This window comes from Limnothrix sp. PR1529 (genome assembly GCF_002742025.1).
Taxonomy (GTDB): Bacteria; Cyanobacteriota; Cyanobacteriia; order CACIAM-69d; family CACIAM-69d; genus CACIAM-69d.
Window position 1 is genome coordinate 14,590 of sequence record NZ_LIRO01000008.1, and the last position, 18,184, is coordinate 32,773.

General features: G+C 57.6%; 11 protein-coding genes. 2 read left to right on the forward strand and 9 right to left on the reverse strand.

What is annotated here, in order from left to right; genetic code table 11:
- Nucleotides 1-361: 361 nt before the first annotated feature.
- Nucleotides 362-2,125, reverse strand: a complete 1,764-nt coding sequence (pyk, locus tag AMR42_RS00880; protein WP_099531590.1) for a pyruvate kinase — start codon at nucleotides 2,123-2,125, stop codon at nucleotides 362-364.
- Here pyk and AMR42_RS00885 point away from each other — a divergent pair.
- On the forward strand, nucleotides 2,082-3,050 hold the full coding sequence (locus AMR42_RS00885) for a DUF3598 family protein (protein ID WP_234406436.1): 969 nt from the start codon (nucleotides 2,082-2,084) through the stop codon (nucleotides 3,048-3,050). The two genes, pyk and AMR42_RS00885, sit on opposite strands and share 44 nt — an antisense overlap.
- Nucleotides 3,051-3,104: 54 nt before the next feature.
- On the opposite strand, the gene AMR42_RS00890 is transcribed toward AMR42_RS00885, so the two are convergent.
- The 8 genes from AMR42_RS00890 to AMR42_RS21465 all read right to left on the reverse strand — a co-directional run bounded on the left by AMR42_RS00890 (nucleotide 3,105) and on the right by AMR42_RS21465 (nucleotide 16,557).
- Nucleotides 3,105-3,893 (reverse strand): glycoside hydrolase family protein, encoded by a 789-nt coding sequence (locus tag AMR42_RS00890; RefSeq protein ID WP_099531664.1) that lies wholly within the window; start codon nucleotides 3,891-3,893, stop codon nucleotides 3,105-3,107.
- 191 nt (nucleotides 3,894-4,084) lie between these two features.
- Complete coding sequence (locus tag AMR42_RS00895; protein ID WP_099531591.1) at nucleotides 4,085-4,939, reverse strand: alpha/beta fold hydrolase; 855 nt, start codon at nucleotides 4,937-4,939, stop codon at nucleotides 4,085-4,087.
- A gap of 143 nt (nucleotides 4,940-5,082) precedes the next feature.
- A complete protein-coding gene (clpX, locus tag AMR42_RS00900; protein WP_099531592.1) occupies nucleotides 5,083-6,453 on the reverse strand; it encodes an ATP-dependent protease ATP-binding subunit ClpX in 1,371 nt (456 codons plus the stop codon).
- A gap of 620 nt (nucleotides 6,454-7,073) precedes the next feature.
- Nucleotides 7,074-8,684 carry an iron uptake porin gene (locus AMR42_RS00905; protein ID WP_099531593.1) on the reverse strand — a complete coding sequence of 537 codons (1,611 nt, stop codon included), beginning with the start codon at nucleotides 8,682-8,684 and terminating at the stop codon, nucleotides 7,074-7,076.
- A gap of 302 nt (nucleotides 8,685-8,986) precedes the next feature.
- Nucleotides 8,987-11,188 (reverse strand): PhoX family phosphatase, encoded by a 2,202-nt coding sequence (locus tag AMR42_RS00910; RefSeq protein WP_099531594.1) that lies wholly within the window; start codon nucleotides 11,186-11,188, stop codon nucleotides 8,987-8,989.
- A gap of 442 nt (nucleotides 11,189-11,630) precedes the next feature.
- Nucleotides 11,631-11,927: a 2Fe-2S iron-sulfur cluster-binding protein gene (locus tag AMR42_RS00915; RefSeq protein ID WP_099531595.1), complete on the reverse strand. Its 297-nt coding sequence runs from the start codon at nucleotides 11,925-11,927 to the stop codon at nucleotides 11,631-11,633.
- A gap of 429 nt (nucleotides 11,928-12,356) precedes the next feature.
- Nucleotides 12,357-14,387 carry a TolC family protein gene (locus AMR42_RS00920; protein ID WP_099531596.1) on the reverse strand — a complete coding sequence of 677 codons (2,031 nt, stop codon included), beginning with the start codon at nucleotides 14,385-14,387 and terminating at the stop codon, nucleotides 12,357-12,359.
- A gap of 346 nt (nucleotides 14,388-14,733) precedes the next feature.
- On the reverse strand, nucleotides 14,734-16,557 hold the full coding sequence (locus AMR42_RS21465) for a DUF512 domain-containing protein (protein WP_304441449.1): 1,824 nt from the start codon (nucleotides 16,555-16,557) through the stop codon (nucleotides 14,734-14,736).
- A 215-nt stretch (nucleotides 16,558-16,772) separates the two neighbouring features.
- Between AMR42_RS21465 and AMR42_RS00935 the strand changes: the two genes are divergently transcribed.
- Nucleotides 16,773-18,134 carry a 1-acyl-sn-glycerol-3-phosphate acyltransferase gene (locus AMR42_RS00935; RefSeq protein WP_099531597.1) on the forward strand — a complete coding sequence of 454 codons (1,362 nt, stop codon included), beginning with the start codon at nucleotides 16,773-16,775 and terminating at the stop codon, nucleotides 18,132-18,134.
- Nucleotides 18,135-18,184: the final 50 nt, after the last annotated feature.

Here is an 18,184-nt window from a genome sequence, read left to right on the forward strand (position 1 = left end):
CCAGCGTTTACCCCATCTGTTTTTTATCCGTGTCTGACTGTCTGACTATCTAACCGTCTGGCTATCTGCTATTCGCGGTCTGCTTTTTTCGTGACTGGCTTATTTTCGGCCAGCTTCACACGCCAAAGCAGGATCGATCATTTCCCGCCACTTGGTTCGCCCGTGGAGATGATCCAACTTTTGGCGATCGGGGCTGACCAGGCGGGGGGATGCCAGTATTTTGCCGGTTGAACTCTGATTTGGAAAGGGCGGGGGTCAGTTTTTTGATCGCCACAGGGCGATCGCCCGGGTCACCCCCAGCCCGCTCCTCTCGTTGAACTAACTAATTAATTCAATGAGTCGCTCGCAAACGATTCGCGAACTATTCGCTGATGGCTCCCACCGCTCCCGAGTAGATGGCTCCGCGCGGTGCATCCAAGGTCACGATCGCCCCGTCACGAATGGCATCGGTGGCCGCATCCACACCCACAATTACGGGAATGCCCAACCGCTGGGCGATCGTGGCGGCGTGCCCCGTCAGGCTGCCATCTTCGGTAATCACGCCACCGGCACGGCGAATCGCTTCAATGCAATCAACACTGGTAGCAGGAGCCACAAGGATTTCGCCCGCTTCCAGGGAGTTGGCATCCATCAGATTTTTCACCACCCGGGCCCGACCGCTAACGGAGCTTTGGCCAATGCCACGGCCACGGCCCAACACGGAGGTCACCACTTCTACTTTGATCAAGTCTGTGGAACCGGAGATGCCTTGCAACGTACCGGCGGTCATCACCACCAAATCCCCTTCGCGCAGAACGTACTGTTCTTGGGCCAGCCCGATCGCCGCTTGCAGGGTTTGGGTGGGAGATGGCAAATCCAACACCATCAGCGGCCGCACTCCCCACACCAATTGCAATTGGCGGGCAATGTTGACATGGGGCGTGACGGCCAAAATTGGCGTACTGGGGCGGAATTTGGAAACGTTGCGGGCGGTGGCTCCGGACTTGGTAAGGGTTACGATCGCCGCTGCATCCAACTGGGCCGCAATGTCCCCAACGGCCTTGGAAATCGCGTTCGGGATCGATCGCCCAGCACTTTCCAAATCGAACTGGAATTTCTCCTGTTCAATCCGCACGGCAATCCGAGCCATGGTGGCCACAGCTTCCACGGGATATTGACCCACAGCGGTTTCGTTGGACAGCATCACCGCATCAGTACCGTCCAAAATGGCATTCGCCACGTCGGAAATTTCCGCACGGGTGGGCCGCGGGTTGCTGACCATGCTGTCGAGCATCTGGGTGGCCGTAATGATCGGGATGCCCAGACGATTAGCCGTGCGAATCAAGCGTTTTTGCAGAACGGGCACGTCTTCGGCAGGCAGTTCCACCCCCAGATCGCCCCGCGCCACCATCACCCCGTTACAAAGGGAGAGGATGGCCTCCATCTGCTCGATCGCCTCGTGCTTTTCGATTTTGGCGATCACGGGCACGTTTTTGCCCCGGCTGGCAATCATTTCGCGGATTTCCAGCACGTCTTGGGGATTGCGCACAAAGCTCAACGCCACCCAATCGACCCCTTGATCGAGGCCGAACATCAAATCTTCTTTATCCTTGTCGGTCAAAGCTTTGATCGACAGGTAAACCCCGGGGAAGTTCACGCCCTTGTTGTTCGAGAGGCGGCCGCCAACAATGGTGCGACAGTGGAGATCGCCCTTGGCTCGATCAACCCGTTCCACGACCATTTCCACGCGCCCATCATCGAGCAAAATCGTGGCATTTTCAGGCACTTCTTCCGCCAGCAAATCGTAAGTGACGGAGCTTGCGTCCTGAGTGCCCACCACTTCCCGGCTGGTGAGCACGAAGGGATCGCCCTTTTGCAACACGATCGACCCTTCAGCAAATTTGCCGAGCCGAATTTTCGGGCCCTGAAGGTCTTGCAGAATCGCCACCGGCTGATTCAGCTCAAAGGAGATTTGCCGAATCAGCTTAATGTTGGACTGGTGATCGGCATGGCTGCCATGGGAGAAGTTGAGGCGAAGCGTCGTGGCACCGGCTTCAATGAGCGATCGCAACACATCGGGCGTGTTAGTGGCGGGGCCAATGGTGGCGACGATTTTGGTGCGGCGCAAGGGCTGTGGCGAGTCCATGAATGTCTCGAAACGTTGCGGGTACTACGATACCATCGATGGAGTCCTCTCTCTGCTATGGGCCATGCGATCGACCTGGGACTGCTTGCTAGAGAACGTGGGTGAGTGGTACGGCTCCTTTGCCACGGTGGATGACCAAGGACAACTCCTCAGCGATCGCCCCAGCATCACCAGCATTACCCCCCTCGAAGGTGGCAAAACTGTCTATCAGCGAGTGCGCCAATTTGCCCCCACGGCCGATGGACAGTTTCCCGAAATCGAAACCGCTGCCCCCGTTCAAGATTTGGAACTCACCTACAGCAACCTGGGGCGAGGCTTCTTAGCCCTCGAAACCGGCGCATTTTCCCAAGGTTCCATGCAATTAGGGCCCTTTTCCGAATTTGGGGCTGAGTTGGGATTGGTGGCTCGGCCCTTGCGGGTGCGGGTCGTGATTCGCTACGACAAGGCGGCGCAGTTAATGCCCCTTTCCCTGATTCGGGAAACCCTGAATCCTATGCCAACCTTGCCGCCGGGGGAGCCGCTCACGCCTGAAGCGCTGTTAACCGCGCTGCCAGGGGTTTGGCAAGGACAGTGGGTGACGGTCTATCCCGATTTTCAGCCGGCCCAAACAGGCATGTCGCACTTGGAAGTTCGGCGATCGGGCGATCGACTGGTGCAAACGCTCAAGTTCGGGAATCAGGCGATCGGCTCTGACGCGGCGATCGTGGGGAATCGGCTGGAGTTCCGCGCAGGCAACAGCACGGTGCTCCTGCTGCCCAACGGGATTTCGGCCACCTTTCCCACGCAACTCAATTATCGACAGCCGCTCTTTTTGGAGGCCGGTTGGCTAATCAACCCCAATCTGCGCCAACGGCTGATCCGCAGCTACGATGCCCAAGGAGCCTGGGCTAGCCTAACTCTGGTGACTGAAGAGCGCGTCGCCTAAGTTGCCCCAACAACCCTGGCCCAGTGGCGAGGCGCGATCGAACGCCATATCTGGCTAGGGCGTTGGTGCAGGGCTGGACTGGGCTGGGCGTTGGGCGGGCCCCTGAGTTCGTTTCAACTCTTCCCGCAAAATTTGACGATAGGCACTGGGCAGCAAACGGGTCATGCGGTTGGTTTCAATGCCGTAGCCCAAACTAGTCCAAGTCCCGGACAAACGGCGCAACACTCGATCGAGCTGGCCCTGGCGCAAGGCCTGACGCAAATCGATCCCCCAAGCAGCCCGATCATTCAGCCAGCGATAGACCACCCAATCCTGATAAACCGGCTCGAAACTGTAGCGGCCCAAAACGCCCCAACTGTGGCGATCGGGGTGATAGGCCTTCGCCTTTTCAAACCAGGTGCGATCGAGCATTTGATAGCGACCCGCCGCCGTGGAGCAATTGCCCATATTGGGCCCCAGCAAAATCGTCACGCATTCCTGGGGATGCTGGCTCAGGTTCCGAACCCGTCGGCCGCCGTAAAGCATCGCGTAAGGATCGCGACCATTCGCCTCGCTCACGGAAATTGTCCGCATCAAGGCCCGCAGGTAAGGGTCTCCGCCTTGCATGGCCAGAGGCGGAATGGCCACGCCTTCGCTCAGCTTCAAGGCTGGGCCCAAATAATTTGCCCCCGATGGCGACAACTCCGACAGGTTCAAGCCCAACCACAACAGGGTAATGGCACTGCCCGCCGCGATCGCCCCGTTGACCAAAGATCCCCAAAAGGTCGTCGATCCCTCTGCTGGTGCGGGTGCGGGCAACTTGGGTGGCAACTCGGTAGGCGAACTGTTGGCATGGTCAAGCATGGGCCAGAAGCCGGATAGAGCACCGGAGGCAAGGGGGCAAAATTGGGCGATCGGGAAACTGAGCCTGAATCGACGAACGGTCTGGTTTTGATCGATACCTGAGTTCACCGCTCCCCTCAGGCACATTCTAAAGCCCGATCTTCCAGCAGGCTGAGGGGAATCACCCCACAACACCCTTGTCCACCTCAGCTTCATCCATGCAGGAATTGGCGCACTGTGGCTAGGTAAGTTTCCGGATCCTCCAGCATTGGAAAATGCCCCGTGGCTGTCAGCTCGCGGTAGGTAATGCGAGGGTTGAGTGCAGCGGCCTGCTGTCCCAAACGCGGCGGAATGATTTGATCAAACTGTCCCGCCACCAACAGGGTCGGCACAGGCAAGGCCGCAAAGGCAGCGGGCATCTCTTCCACGGCTCGCAGGCTAACGGAGGTGAAGATCGTGCCCAGGGCCGCCGCGCGATCGGCCTGAGTAAAGTCCTCCAGGAAAGCACGCTGCTCCGAAATCGGAATGGAGCGGTGCAAAAATCGCGCCATGAACAGTTGTGGCGCTAGGGGTAAGCGAGACAGCCAAGGGGGGCGAAATTGCACCACATAGCCCCCAAACCGGTAAAAGGCCGCAAAGGCCGCCGCGTCATATTCAAAAATGCCGCTACAGGTCAGGATGGCTTGCCGAATCCGATCGGGCGATTGCCGCATCAGCAACACGGCCACCGAAGCCCCCATTGAGTGGGCATTGAGATACACCGGCTCCGTGATGCCCAGGCGATCGAGCAGCGCGATCAAATCTTCCCCATAGGCTTCCAACCAGTAGTCAGGAGAATCGGCCGGGGGGTGGTCTTGGGGCAAGCGCGATCGACCAAATCCCCGCAGGTCATAAATCAGCGCATCGAAGCGATCGCTCAGGGCCGCCGCAGTCGATCGCCAATAGCGCCCGGAACCGCCCCAGCCATGCAAAAACACCATAATGGGCCGACCGGTTGGGGTCGTTGCGCCCCCCTGTCGAATCCACTCGTAATAATGCGCTGTTCCGCGCACCTCCACATAGGCCATGGTTGCAGAGCAGCAAAGAAGGTTAATGCAAAAAGGTTAGTAGATCACAAGATCAAACTTCGAGATCGGGTGCCAAGCCCCAAACATCAGGCTCGATCGAGCCATTAGCCCAATGAGCTGAGCTAGTTCCAGTCCTAGGCCGGCTAGGCAGACTCCGGCTTCGGCAGCGACGACGGGTGCAACAACAACTCCGCAGTCGATCGATGCTCCACCATATGCCGCGTAATCAGACAGCGGGTCAAATCCTTCCGCGACGGCACTTCATACATCACATCCAGCATCAGCTCTTCCACAATGCTGCGCAGGGCCCTCGCCCCCGTTCGCCGTCGATAGGCCTCCTGGGCGATCGCCCGCACCGCATCCGGCTCAAACGTCAATTGCACATTATCCATCCGCAGCAGCTTTTGATATTGCTTCACCAGCGCATTACGCGGCTGCGTCAGGATCGCAATCAGCGCCTCCTCATCCAACGGCTCCACCACCGCCAGCACCGGCACCCGCCCAATAAACTCCGGAATCATCCCGAACTTCACCAGGTCTTCCGGTTCCAGGTGGCGCAAGGTATCCGCCGTGCGTTGCTCCCGGGATTGGGTTTCACCCGCTCGCACAAAGCCCATCGACTTCTTGCCCGTGCGCTGCTCCACCACCTTCTCCAACCCAACAAACGCCCCACCGCAAATGAACAAAATATTGCTGGTGTCGATTTGGATGCAGTCCTGGTAGGGATGCTTACGGCCCCCCTGAGGCGGCACATTCGCCACCGTCCCTTCCAACATCTTCAGCAGGGCCTGTTGCACCCCCTCCCCAGATACGTCGCGCGTAATGGAGGGGTTTTCGCTCTTGCGGGCTACCTTATCAATTTCGTCAATGTAGATGATGCCGCGCTGGGCTTCCTCCACGTCAAAATCCGCCACCTGCAACAGACGCAGCAGAATATTTTCCACATCTTCCCCAACGTAGCCCGCCTCCGTCAGGGTTGTGGCATCGGCCACTGCAAAGGGCACATCCAAAATTTTGGCTAAGGTCTGAGCCAGCAGCGTTTTGCCACACCCCGTGGGGCCCATCAGCAAAATATTGGACTTTTGGAGTTCCACCCCATCATCCAAAGCGGGCGCACTAGGATTACTGGGGCTTGTTGCGGATCCCTGACCATTTTCGGCTTCCTGCAAGCAGGCTAACCGTTTGTAGTGGTTATAAACCGCCACTGACAAGACTTTTTTGGCTTCGTCTTGGCCAATAACATGGTCATCGAGGTATTTCTTGATTTCCCGGGGCTTCAGTACCCGATGGGGTGTGGTGCGGGGAGTGCGGGTGCGCGTCCGCTCAGCCGGTTCAGGACGAGGCGGCGCTTGGGTTGCCGTGCCACCGTTGAAGAGTTCTTCGTCCAAAATCTCATTGCACAGATCTACGCACTCATCGCAGATATAGACTCCCGGCCCAGCAATAAGCTTGCGGACTTGCTCTTGGGACTTGCCACAAAACGAACACTTGAGATGGGAGTCAAATTTCGACATACAGGTTGCCCCTCGAAGTCGCGCACTCGTTACCGCATTTGCCCATGGCATTGGCTCATGGCAAAGGGGTGCTGCGCTGGTAGTGAATCAAGATCTGGCTGATGGCAGATTTGCAAAGTCCCTGGCTCCACCCGTGAACCGGTGGAACCCTTGACAGAACCTGAGTTCCGTCTCAGGGGCGATCGCACGAACATTTCCGCTGGCCAAACGCTGGCTTTGGGCGCGTGGTCACCCTAATGGTCACAATGCGAGAGCAAACATCTAACCAGAGGATACCTTTTTCCATTATGCCTCAAGCACTCCGCAAGCCGTTGAAAACCTGGCAAAGGCACGCCGAACGATCGCGCTGCCCTGAAGTTTTCAGGATCCCGATCGTCAACGGAAGCGCCACACAAGCGCCCCCACCCAGAAAAGCAACCAAAACAAAAGAGCAAGTGCATGGGTAACACTTACTCTTTTGAAAATGGCTTCATTTGGATTGTGCCGGCTCCCACAAACGGGTTCAGCCAAGCACTGTTTCTAAAGTTGCCCTTGAATAAGCTGGGCTAGTCAATCGGAGATCGCCGCCCAGCTTGATTGGCCACTACACCGTCATTTCAACGCGGCAGTGGGGTTGCAACTTAGAACTTGAAGACAGTCCGCAACACGCCCAACACAGCAGTGTCGTTGTCGTTGTCGTTGTTGGGATCGGTCACCACAATCACGCCAGGGGTGATCGAGATGTTGTCATTAACCGCAAACTTGTACAGAGCTTCGATGTGCCAGGAATTGTCATCATCTTCGCCACCAACAGTGTTGTCGGCGTTGTACAGGTTAGGCTGTTGACCCACAATCAGAGCGCCCACGCTGCCTTCCTTGAACAGGTCGGGGAACGCGAAGGTCAAAGCCCAGTTGAACAGGTCAGCGTTGCCATCGCCGTTGTCTTCAGCATTAGCAAACGTCCAGCCGGCCCAGCCGCTCAGCACGAAGTTCTTGCTCAGCTTCGCGGTGGTTTGCACGCCCACGTTGTGAGCGGTGGTGGGGTCGCGGAAGGGGTTGTCGCCCAGGAAGCTACCGGTACCACCAGTCAAGCTCGGACGGGTGCGAGCATCGGTGCTGTGGTAAGCGTAGGCATACAGCAGACCGATATCCCAAGTCTTGCTGGGGGAGTAGTACAAGCTCGCAGCAGCGCTGTAGCTACCGTCGAACAAACCAGCACCGGTTTGGGGATCGTTGGCTTCGCTGGCCAGGTAGCTGGCGGCAAAGCGGAAACGTTCGCCCTTGTAGTTCACACCGATACCAGCGCCTTGGGGCTGACGGAACAAGGGGTTGTAGCGACCGAAGCGCGACAGAGCGCCATCAGCCGAGGATTCCAACAGGGGGTTGGCGGTGTAGTGGATATCGTCGATGTCCAGACCGGTCGTACCCACGAAGGCGCGCCAGGTGTTGGCGCTGTTCAGGGGGAAGCGGTAGTACAACTCATCCAGGATGAAGTTGTTGCTGGTGTTCGATTCCCAAGCCAAACGAGCCATGTTGGTCTCGCTGCTGTAGTAACGAGGCACGTTACCCACTTGCAGACGGGTGCGCAGCAAGTCCTTACCAGTGAAGCTGGTGTTGAAGTTCAAGCGCACGCGGTGCGAGAAGGTGGCGTTGTCTGCTTCGTCGTTGTCGTCATCACCAACAATATCCGACAGGCCAGCAGCCACGGCCATCACCACTTCACCGGTCAGCTTGGTGGTGGTGGAGAATTGGTTAGCTTCCAGCTCAGAGGTGCGGGCTTCGAGAGCATCCACGCGACCGCGCAGGGCAGCCAATTCAGCCGCGAATTCTTCTTGCAGCTTTTGCAGCTTGCGCAGATCTTCCTTGGTGGCCAGGGGATCGGTAGCAGCCTTGATCAGGTCGTTGATCCGATCGAGGCAAGCGTTCAAACCGGCGGCAAACTCGTAGCGGCTCAAGGGGCGGTTGCCCTTGAAGGTGCCGTCCGGATAACCGGCGATGCAACCATAGCGCTCAACCAGCGATTGCAGCGCTTGGAAAGCCCAGTCAGTGGGTTGCACGTCGGACAATTGCGACACGGAGGTCACTTGGTCCATGCTGGCGAGATCGTCTTGCAGGCCAAGCTCGATCGCCGAAGGGCTAGCGTCAATATTGGTTTGGGTCGTTGCTTCACCGGCAAAAGCGCCTTGAGCGAGCAACAGCGAGAGGCCAGCAGCAGCCGGGCTCAGGCGCAGTGCATTCCAGAACAGTTTCATTCGCGTTTCCTCACACCGATACCAGTGAAAGTGTTACTGAGTCAGTACACTTCCTGTGGCGATTATAGATCGAACCGACAAGAGGCGGAACCGAGTCTTGGAAAAGATTGTCGAAAATTACGGTTAAGGAGGGTCTGAAACCCCTGATTTCATCGGTAATCGGGAAGGTCAGGAGGATTCGATCAAGTTCGATCGAATTCGACAAATCCAGTCAAATTTGATGGCATCTCAAGTTTTTGGCATCTTTTGGCATCTTTTGGATCCAAGCGAACCGGAGAGCTACCCCCCAAAATTGGGTGCAACTAGCAAAAGGGCTGTAGATCTTCGCGGCGAATGGCCACAATTCCCGGTCTGGGCGGTCGGTTGCGATGACCCTCCGGCCAATTGGAGCCAATCGGAACAGTGCGCCGCTGCATAAAAGGCGTGCCATCGGTGGCCATCACCGCCAGTTCCACCACTTGAGTGGCATCCTGGCGACGAGTACCGCCAAATTCGCCAGGGTGTTGCACCGAAATCAGTAGGGTGGCGCGATCGGGCAAAAAGCAAGGCCCCGTTAGTTCCGTTTCCATGGGCCCATAGGCAAAGGGAATTGCCAAACCGGCCGCTGGCCCGCGCGTTGGCAACCACCAAAGGGAATTGTTGCCATAGATAGCCCTGAGATTCGATTGGCTCAGGGGCTGGCCTTGGGAGTCGCGGCGATCGGCAGGAACCGGACGATTTTGTTTATCGCCGCTCATGTCCGTCACCATCCAGAGATCACCCCCCGGGTCAAAGGCCAAATTATCGGGATTGGCAAACCCCAAACCTCCGGCCGCCGGTTCCCCACCTGTGGCGATCAACTGCCAGCGGAAGGTGAGGGCCGCCGGATCCTGATCAGCTTCCACCAGGCGAGCAACCCAACCATACTCATAGGCTCCTTCCCCTTGGGGCCCCACAAAGACGCGGCGATCGGGGCCACCGTCCAGGCTGTTGGTGGAACCGGAGGTGAAGGCAATTAGCACCGAGCCATCGGCCGCTAATTCCGTATCCTCCGGCCGAGCCGTGCAAGTGGCTCCGGCTGCATTGGCTGCAAAGTGGGCATCAATTAAAATTGCGCCTTGGCGTTCTGCGGGTGTGCCTTCATATAGGTCTCCGAGGGTGGCAAATTTCGCCTTGAAGGCCAGGGCCACCGCATCATCTCGCACCCAGGTAATGCCACCCGCCGGCCGCTGGGGCAAGGTGACCATTCCCCCGACGCAATGGCTGGGCAAAACCGGATCCACTGGCGTATCCGGAGCTAAGGGGATCCAACGCCCTGTCCCGTCGGGATCAAACTGGGCCGCGTAAAGCATTCCTTCCTGAAGCAGTTGGGAGTTGCGTTTGTCTTGGGGGTTGCGCACCCGGCCCTGGCTCACGAATTTGTAGATGTGGCCACCCCGTCGATCGCACCCGGAATAGATTGCTAAGGGGCGATCGGGGACAACTCGCAGGGCCACCGCTTCGTGGCGAAACCGTCCCAGCCAGGTGTGTTTGGTTCCGTAGTCCTGAGGGTTTTTGGGGTCAATTTCCACCATCCAGCCATATTTATTGCCCGCCAGACCCAACAGGCTGCCACAGCCCATGAAGTCGTCGGTGTCCATCTTGAATCGGAGTGTTTCAGGGGCAAAGGAGCTGCCATCCGCGTGAACTGGCTCCACCACCACGTCTTGAAAGTTTTCTTCGGCGCTGAAAACCGTTCCCCAAGGAGAAGTGCCACCCGCACAGTTGGCAAAGGTGCCAATGATTCGATCGCCCAGTTGGTCGTTGTAGCCCCGCATGGTGGCCTTTCGGAAAATGGCCGTGGCGGGGCCCGTGGCTTGCAGGTAGTGCCCGTCAGTTAGTCCCGAAAGGCCTGTCACTCGCCGTTCTCGGCGGGACGGTTGCCGCCGCCAGCGCCCGGCACGATCGCGCTGAATACTGATGACACCGATCCCTAAGTCTTCCAGAGCAGCGGTGGCAATTTGCCGCAGGGCCTCGCGGAGGGGATCTGCGGGGGCCAGTCGCCCCCAATCCAGGCCTTGACCACCGGTCTGGGCTAGGGCACGGGTCACCGGCTCGATCGGGAGCGATCGCCCCATCACCGTTTCGTAGGCCTCTAACCAAGGCTTGGCGCAAACATATTCAAAATTGACCACCAAATCTCCCCGATCGGGATCGGTGGCCACGAATCCCAGGTAGTCGTTGTTGTAGCCCACATGGCCGTTTCCAAGGCGATCGCCCCAAACCGCCAACAGGTCATAGGTAAATCCCTCAGGCAGCACCAAATTATCCTGCACCGTAAACGTGCGGTGGCTGGCAATTTGCTCCGCGATCGAGGCTCCTTCAAAATCCAAAGGAATTGCAAAGGGAATGGGCTGAAACTTCGCAGCGATCGCCTGGCGCAATGCACTTGCAGTTCCCGGATTTGCCCAAACTTTTTGCCAGTCCAGGGCCACCGCAGAACCAGCACCCAGGCCCAACAACCCCAGAAAATTCCGCCGCTTCATCGTTTGAAAACGGAGTCTGAAACCCCGCCCTTTAGGACTTGTTAGAATGTAGTTGGCCGCTGGGCTAGCGGTGTCAGTCTGTGGAGCGACCGTAAGACCCGAAAAGCAAGTCTCAGAAAGCGCGTGCTATGAAGCAGAAAACCCAAATCGGGAGACTCGGGAATGCTTGTCCGCTTACGGCGAGAAGGATGACAATTCATCCCCCTATCATTAGCCCCCGAAACAATCTACATACCTGATTAATCTACTCAATTGCAATTGCACAACAGAATCCGTTGCAAGTGCCACTGTTTCAGGGCAGATGGGCCGTTGCGTTGGAACAATCAACCATTCCCAACGCAAAAACCGAAGGAACAACACAACAAAGCGCTGTTACCTTCGGTAATTGTCGAGTTCTAGAGTTCTGTTCGGCCTAGAAATTACAAAAGCACTGGCATTAATACTAGGGCTTAGTACGCACGCTCACGGGGCCATTCACCAACACCTGGCAAGCCAAACGGTAATTGTCGGGCTTCTTGCGAAGGGTGCGATTTTCAAAATCCGTCCGATCGGACAAATTTTCTATCCCTTCCACAATTTCGACAACGCAGGTGGCACATTGGCCATAGCCACCGCAGTTCATCATTTTGCCGTACAGCTTATAGATATCAATGCCGTTCTCGATCGCCTTGATTCGCAGGTTGGAACCGGTGGCGGCGATTACGTCCTTGTTTTCGTTAACGAAGTGAATAGTGCCCATAGGGTGTTGGGAAAGGGACTCGCTGACGGGGCGTAACTCAGGGGGAATTGTGGGTCTTTGCTGAAAACTGGGAACTCGTGTGGTGGGCAGGGCGATCGAGAAGGGATAAAAACCACGACCAATGCCACTGCTTCGCCCAAACACAGGTGCAGTGCTGCAAGCAAGGGACACAACAGATGCAGCAACAGATGCAACAAACGCAATGAAAGCAAAGGCAATCGGTGAAAGATTGCAAGATCATTGCAAGATGTTGCAGTTTGTTGAGCTACCCCAGTTTAATGCGAGTGCCTCAGGAGCAATCGTGGCAGAGAGTCGAAAAAACCGACCTCGGCCCGATCGCCCCTCAAAACGCAAGACCGCTCAAAGCAGGCCATTCCAGTTCGATCGATCCCGATCCGTTGGAATGCAGACGCGGGCCGACCAAGCCCCCTACGGAGTAGCAGGGCCCGTCGGTGCATCAACGAGTTCAGGCAGTTGAATCGGTTCCGGAACCGGTTGAATCGTACCCGGCGGCAGGTTGCTGACGGCACGGTTGAGGGCGGCCAACGCGCGGTTGTAGCCAATAATCGCAATCAGCACGTTACCCCGCGCCCGGGTGAGGCGGGTTTCTGCGTTGAGTCGATCGGTCTGTGTGCCCACGCCAGCCTGGAACCGGAGCCGCGCCAAGCGCACTTCCTCTTGGGCTGACTCGATCGCCTTGAGGGAAGTTTGAATGTTTTCGGCGTTGGCTTGCAGGTTGGAGTAGGCCACTTCCACTTCAAACCGAATTCGATCGCGCGCCCGACCCACACCGTTTTCGGCCTGTTCGATCGCCACCGACTCCTGACGCGCCTGGGCCCGCGCCGCTCCGCCATCAAACAGCGTCCATTGCAACTGCAAGCCCGTGGAATAGCCGCTGACCAAGCTGAAGTCGTCATCGGGCTGAATCACATCCAGCAACTCATAGCGAGCAAAGGCACTGAGCTGGGGCCCCAACTGAGACAACCGGGCCCGCCGTTGGGCGCTGTTCAGTTCTCGCTGGGCCAGTTGCTGTTCAATTTCTGCCCGGTTGCGATAGGCCAACACGATGCTGTCTTCGAGGGGCAGCGTCCATTCACCCGCCTTGGCGATCGGGTCAGCGGTTTGGATATCGATCGCCTCCGGCAAACTCAACAGCCGGGCCAGTTCCCGGCGGCGCTGGGTTTGTCGATCGCGCGTTTGCACCACCAACTGGCGATCGTTGGCCAATTCCACTTCCGCTTGCAGCACCTCAAACCGCGTTCCCAACCCAGCCTTTTCCAAAGCTTGGGCATCCTTCACACTTTGCTCCCGAAACTTGACCGCCGATTGGTCAATTTTGAGCTGTTCGTTTTCCTGTTGCAGCCGGTAGTAGCTATCGGTGATGTCGCGTCGCAAATCCTCAAAGGTTGCTTCGAGGGACAGCTCAGTGGCTCGCAACTGGGCTTGGGCGGCGGCAATGTTCGCGGGCCGCAGTCCCGAAGTGTAGATGTTGTAGCTCAGTTCCAGAGCACTGCTCCAGGTGAACTGATCTTGGGTATCAATATCCACCTGGCCCCCAAAGTTGCCGAGACGGCGAGCGGTTCGGTTTTGCAACAACAGATTCAAGCGACTGCCGGCCGTGAGCGAATCCGTGAGGGAGGAGGAGAACCGCAATTGGGGATAGTTAGCGGCGATCGCCTGGCGCAGTTGGGCCCGGCTGCTTTCGATGCTGAGGTAGGCCTGGCGCAGGTCTCGGTTATTGCGACGGCCAATTTCTAGGGCCTGCTCAAGGGTAATCGGCTGGGTCAGCAGGATCCGCACCTCTTCCGGCAGGGTGGGAAATTGCAGCGGGTTTGGGTCAGATTCCAGCCGTTGGATCACCAGCTCATCCGCTTCTGTGTTGCCTTCAGGCCGATCGCCCAAGGAACCAGGCGCTGAGGGCACATTTCCGAACGGATCGGGATTACTGGAACTATCATTCGCCTGGGCCACGGGAACTGAGTCTCCCCCGATCGACTCGGAAGCGTCGGCCCTGGGGGAGGCTGCTGCAAGCGCTTGCTCTTGACCGGCTTGCTCTTGACCGGCTTGCTCTTGACTGGCTTGCTCTTGACTGGCTTGCTCTTGGCTGGCTGATTCTTGGGCGATCGACTCCTGATGACGCTCGGCAGCAATCGGAACTGCGGTGGCCACCACACCCACAGCCGGTTTGGCCGGTTTAGCTGGCTTCGGCAAATTCAGCGAATTAACAGGCGAATGAGGCGATTCAGCGGATTCAGCGAATTCAGCAGATTCCGAACCAGTCGCGGCGGCTGAATCCGGTGGCGAAGTAGGGGACTTGTCGGCTATGACATGATCAGCTTCAGCCAAGGTGGCGGCCGCATCCGCTTCCACCGACTCGGCGCGGGCGGCATCCGCCCACAGACAACACAACGCGACGGTAACCCCTAAACCCGTGGCGATCGCTCGATGGGCAATCTTCATAACCAAAACTTGCTTCGCTCCTCACGCCTAAAACCGGCTGTTTTGACGGCTGCCACTGGTGCAAAGTTCGTAAATTACTCAATTACTCGCCTATTGCTCGCATCGTCACCAGCAGACGCTGCCAACTCCCGAAAGTTCGGGGCCCGAAAGTTCAGGGATGAATTACTCCCTGTGGGGGTTGCCAGCGTCGGTTGGATGGTCTTGCGCAGTGGATACTCGATCGAACTGAGATCAAACTGAGAATTGAACCAGGATCGAATCGAGGTTGTGCCTCAAAAAGCATACTGGTTAGTCTAGCGGCTGGCCTACAGAATCGGCCGGCTCGCTCCCCCGAGTCCCGAAACTCCTACGCCAGCAAATCACTGGGCGCTTGGGGGGCGATCGCTTGGGGCCAAGCGGCGGCCACCGCTTGTTCAATCACCGCTTCAGCACTGGTGACAATCACGATCGGGACTTGCAGCCGATCGCTCACCTCCTGCACCGTCATATCGTCCAAAAAGCGCTGTTCACCATGGCGCAACATCAGCGACGGCAGCAGCAACGCATCCCCCAAATCTTGGCCCGCCAACTTTTGCACCAAATCCTGGCCCGTCAGCAAGCCGGTAACGGTCATGGTTTGGCCCCAATAATCTGAATTCAGGGCCGCCAACTGCACCGTTAGCCCCGAAATTTGATTGAGCTGGCGCACCAAACCACTGAAGGGCCGCTCCACCGTGTTCCCCACCACCCAGGTGAGGCGACGGGGAAAGGGGGTTGCACGCGCCGGGTTCGCCGCCAGGGCCCGCTCAAACTGATCCACAAACAGCCGAATGGAACCCACGCCGTTGTCAATTTGCGGAAAATCTTCGTACTCGACCATTTCCGGCAAATCCTGACCCGCAATCAGAAACCACTCATCGGCTAACCAAACAAAGGTGGAACCGAGGGTTTGGCGAAAAGTTTGTTGGAGCGATCGCACCTGGGCAATCACTTCGCAGGCTTTGGCGGGGGTGACGGGCTGTAGCTCATCATCGGCCGGGCGGAATTGCGTTAGCCCCGCTGGCACGATCGCCACGGAGGTGACCGTTGGGCGATGGGGTTCCACTTCGTCTTGGTCGCCATCTAGATCATCATCTAGCTCATTGGGGTCTTGATCATCCCAAGCGGACCGATCGAACTCATCGGCCTCATCCCACTGATCATCCTCATCGGCCTGATCCTCCTCTGAATCCCAATCTGTTAGGCCCATGGGCTGCGATCGCGGATCGAACACATTTGGATCGAAAACATCTGGATCGAACGCATTTGGGTCAAAAACATTCGGGTCAGACAGATCCGACTCTGCCGCTTCTGAACCGTCGAGGCGATCGATCACCGCCACCCGATCGCGCTCAGATTCGATCGCCCCCAAATCGGCCCCAGGCGATCGCCCCGCCAACAACGTCACATTTTCGGAAATGGCCCAACCACCCCCGATCGCGGCTTGGTCAGCCAGGGCCGGCATAGCCCGCCGACTGGGCCCGGCTTGGCCCGCAGGCGATCCATAAAAGCCGGCTAAATCATGAATGGTTCGCTCCAAATGCACCCCGTCATTAATGCCAGGACAGAGCACCACTTGAGCATGGATTTGCAAACGCCGATCGCGAAACCAAGCTAACTGGTTCATGATCTCGCCCGCCCGAGGATTTTTCAGCAGGCGCGATCGCACCTCTGGCTCCGTGGAATGCACCGAAACAAACAAAGGCGACAACCGCAGCCGCTCAATGCGATCCCATTCCCGCTGCGTCAAATTGGTGAGGGTGAGATAGGAGCCATAGAGAAAACTCAACCGATAATCATCATCTTTGTAATAAAGCGATGCGCGTTTACCGGGCGGCTGCTGATCAATAAAACAAAAGGGACAGCGGTTATTGCACTGAATCAGACCATCAAACAGGGCCGCTTCAAATTCCAAGCCCAACTCGTCGTCATAGTCCTTTTCAATTTCAACCAGGTGGGTGCGATCGTGCTGATCCAGCACTTCCAACTCCAACACCTCATCGGCACAGAGGAAGTTGTAATCAATCAAATCTCGGGGTTTTTGGCCATTGATGGCCACCAACCGATCGCCCACTTCAAACCCCACCTCTTGGGCAATTGATCCGGGCAACACTCGCGTAATTTTGGCCGGTCGCACCGCTGCTTCGCTCATCCCCACGCTCCTGAATAGACAACTGGCCAGGCGGTCACCAATCGTGTTTTCCTTGGGCACAACCGGCCAAAATACAGACACCCGATGGCGATTGTGCTGGGGCGATCGGGCCTATGCTGTTGATTTTCAAGCCTTGAACCCCACTGGGCAAGGCCAGGGCGGCTTTGGTGGCCGTTGATTGCTCGTAACCACTCTACCAACTGTTGATTAACCCTATGCCCGCCGCATCCGCTTCCGGCATTCAGCCCACTCTGGAATTCATTCCGCCCAACTACACCCCTTGGGTGCATCGGTTGGCGCGTTGGATCTTTCCTTGGTTGATTCGCCAACAGGGCATCGCAAAACTCCATACGGAAAATGCTGAAACGTTGGCGGAACTGTTTCGCGACTTCCAGGCGGGCAAACTCCGCTTTATTTTGGCTTTTCGGCATCCCAGCACCAATGACCCGTTCGTGATGTCCCACTTGCTGTGGGAGGCAGTGCCCCAGGCGGCGCGCGATCGGGGCATTCGGCTGCCGGATTGGCCGCACACGCACTTTATTTACGATCGGGGCATTCCCCTTTGGGCGGGGGATGCGGTGGCCTGGATGTTTTCCCACTTGGGCGGCACATCAATGCAGCGGGGCAAGCTCGATCGCCCCGGGCTAAAAACGGCTCGCGATCTGTTGCTGAACGGGCGGTTTCCGCTGGCGGCGGCCCCGGAAGGCGCAACCAACAGCCACAGCGAAGTGGTTAGCCCCCTGGAGCCGGGCGTGGCCCAAATGGCCTTTTGGACGGTGGAGGATTTGCGATCAGCCGGGCGATCGGAACGGGTGGCCATTGTCCCGATCGGGATTCAATACACCTACCTTTCGCCCCCTTGGGCCGAGATCGATCGGCTCATCGACACGATCGAAACCAGCCTTGGCCTCACGAATCCCCTGAAAACCACCGCCCCCACCAGCCCCGAAGAAGGTCGCTACTTGCGGTTATACCTGTTGGGCGATCGGCTCCTGGACTTGGTGGAGCAGTTTTATCAAACCTTCTATCAACAAACCCTCCCGATCGTGGACTTGCCCGACCCCAACGAGCGCATGGGCCAACGGCTGAAAAATCTCTTGGATACGGCATTGCGGGTGGGGGAAGCCTATTTTGGCGTAACTAACACCGGCACGGTTGAAGAGCGTTGCCGGCGGTTGGAACAGGCCGGCTGGGATCGGATCTACTGCGATGACGGGCGATCGCGCTGCCCAGTGGAGCGCGGTTTGGCCAACTGGGTGGCCGCCGAAGCCACCATCCGAATGCAACACATGCGCCTAGTGGAACGGTTCACCGCCGTCACGGGCCGCTATGTGCGCGAAAAACCCACCGCCGAACGGTTTGCGGAAACCCTACTGATTTTGTGGCGCGTCACCACCTGGATTCAGGGAGACGACACCAGCAAACCCCCGCAACTGGGCAAACAAGCGGTTTGGTTACGGGTTGCTGACCCGATTTGGGTGAGCGATCGCGCAGCGGACTACAAAGCCAATCGCCGCGCCACCCTGCAATCCGTCACCCAGGAAATTCACCAATCCCTCAAAAACCTAATCGCCTAGCCGGGTCACCCTCAACCGGACTTTTCCTGGTTCGCCGCTGTCCGACGAGC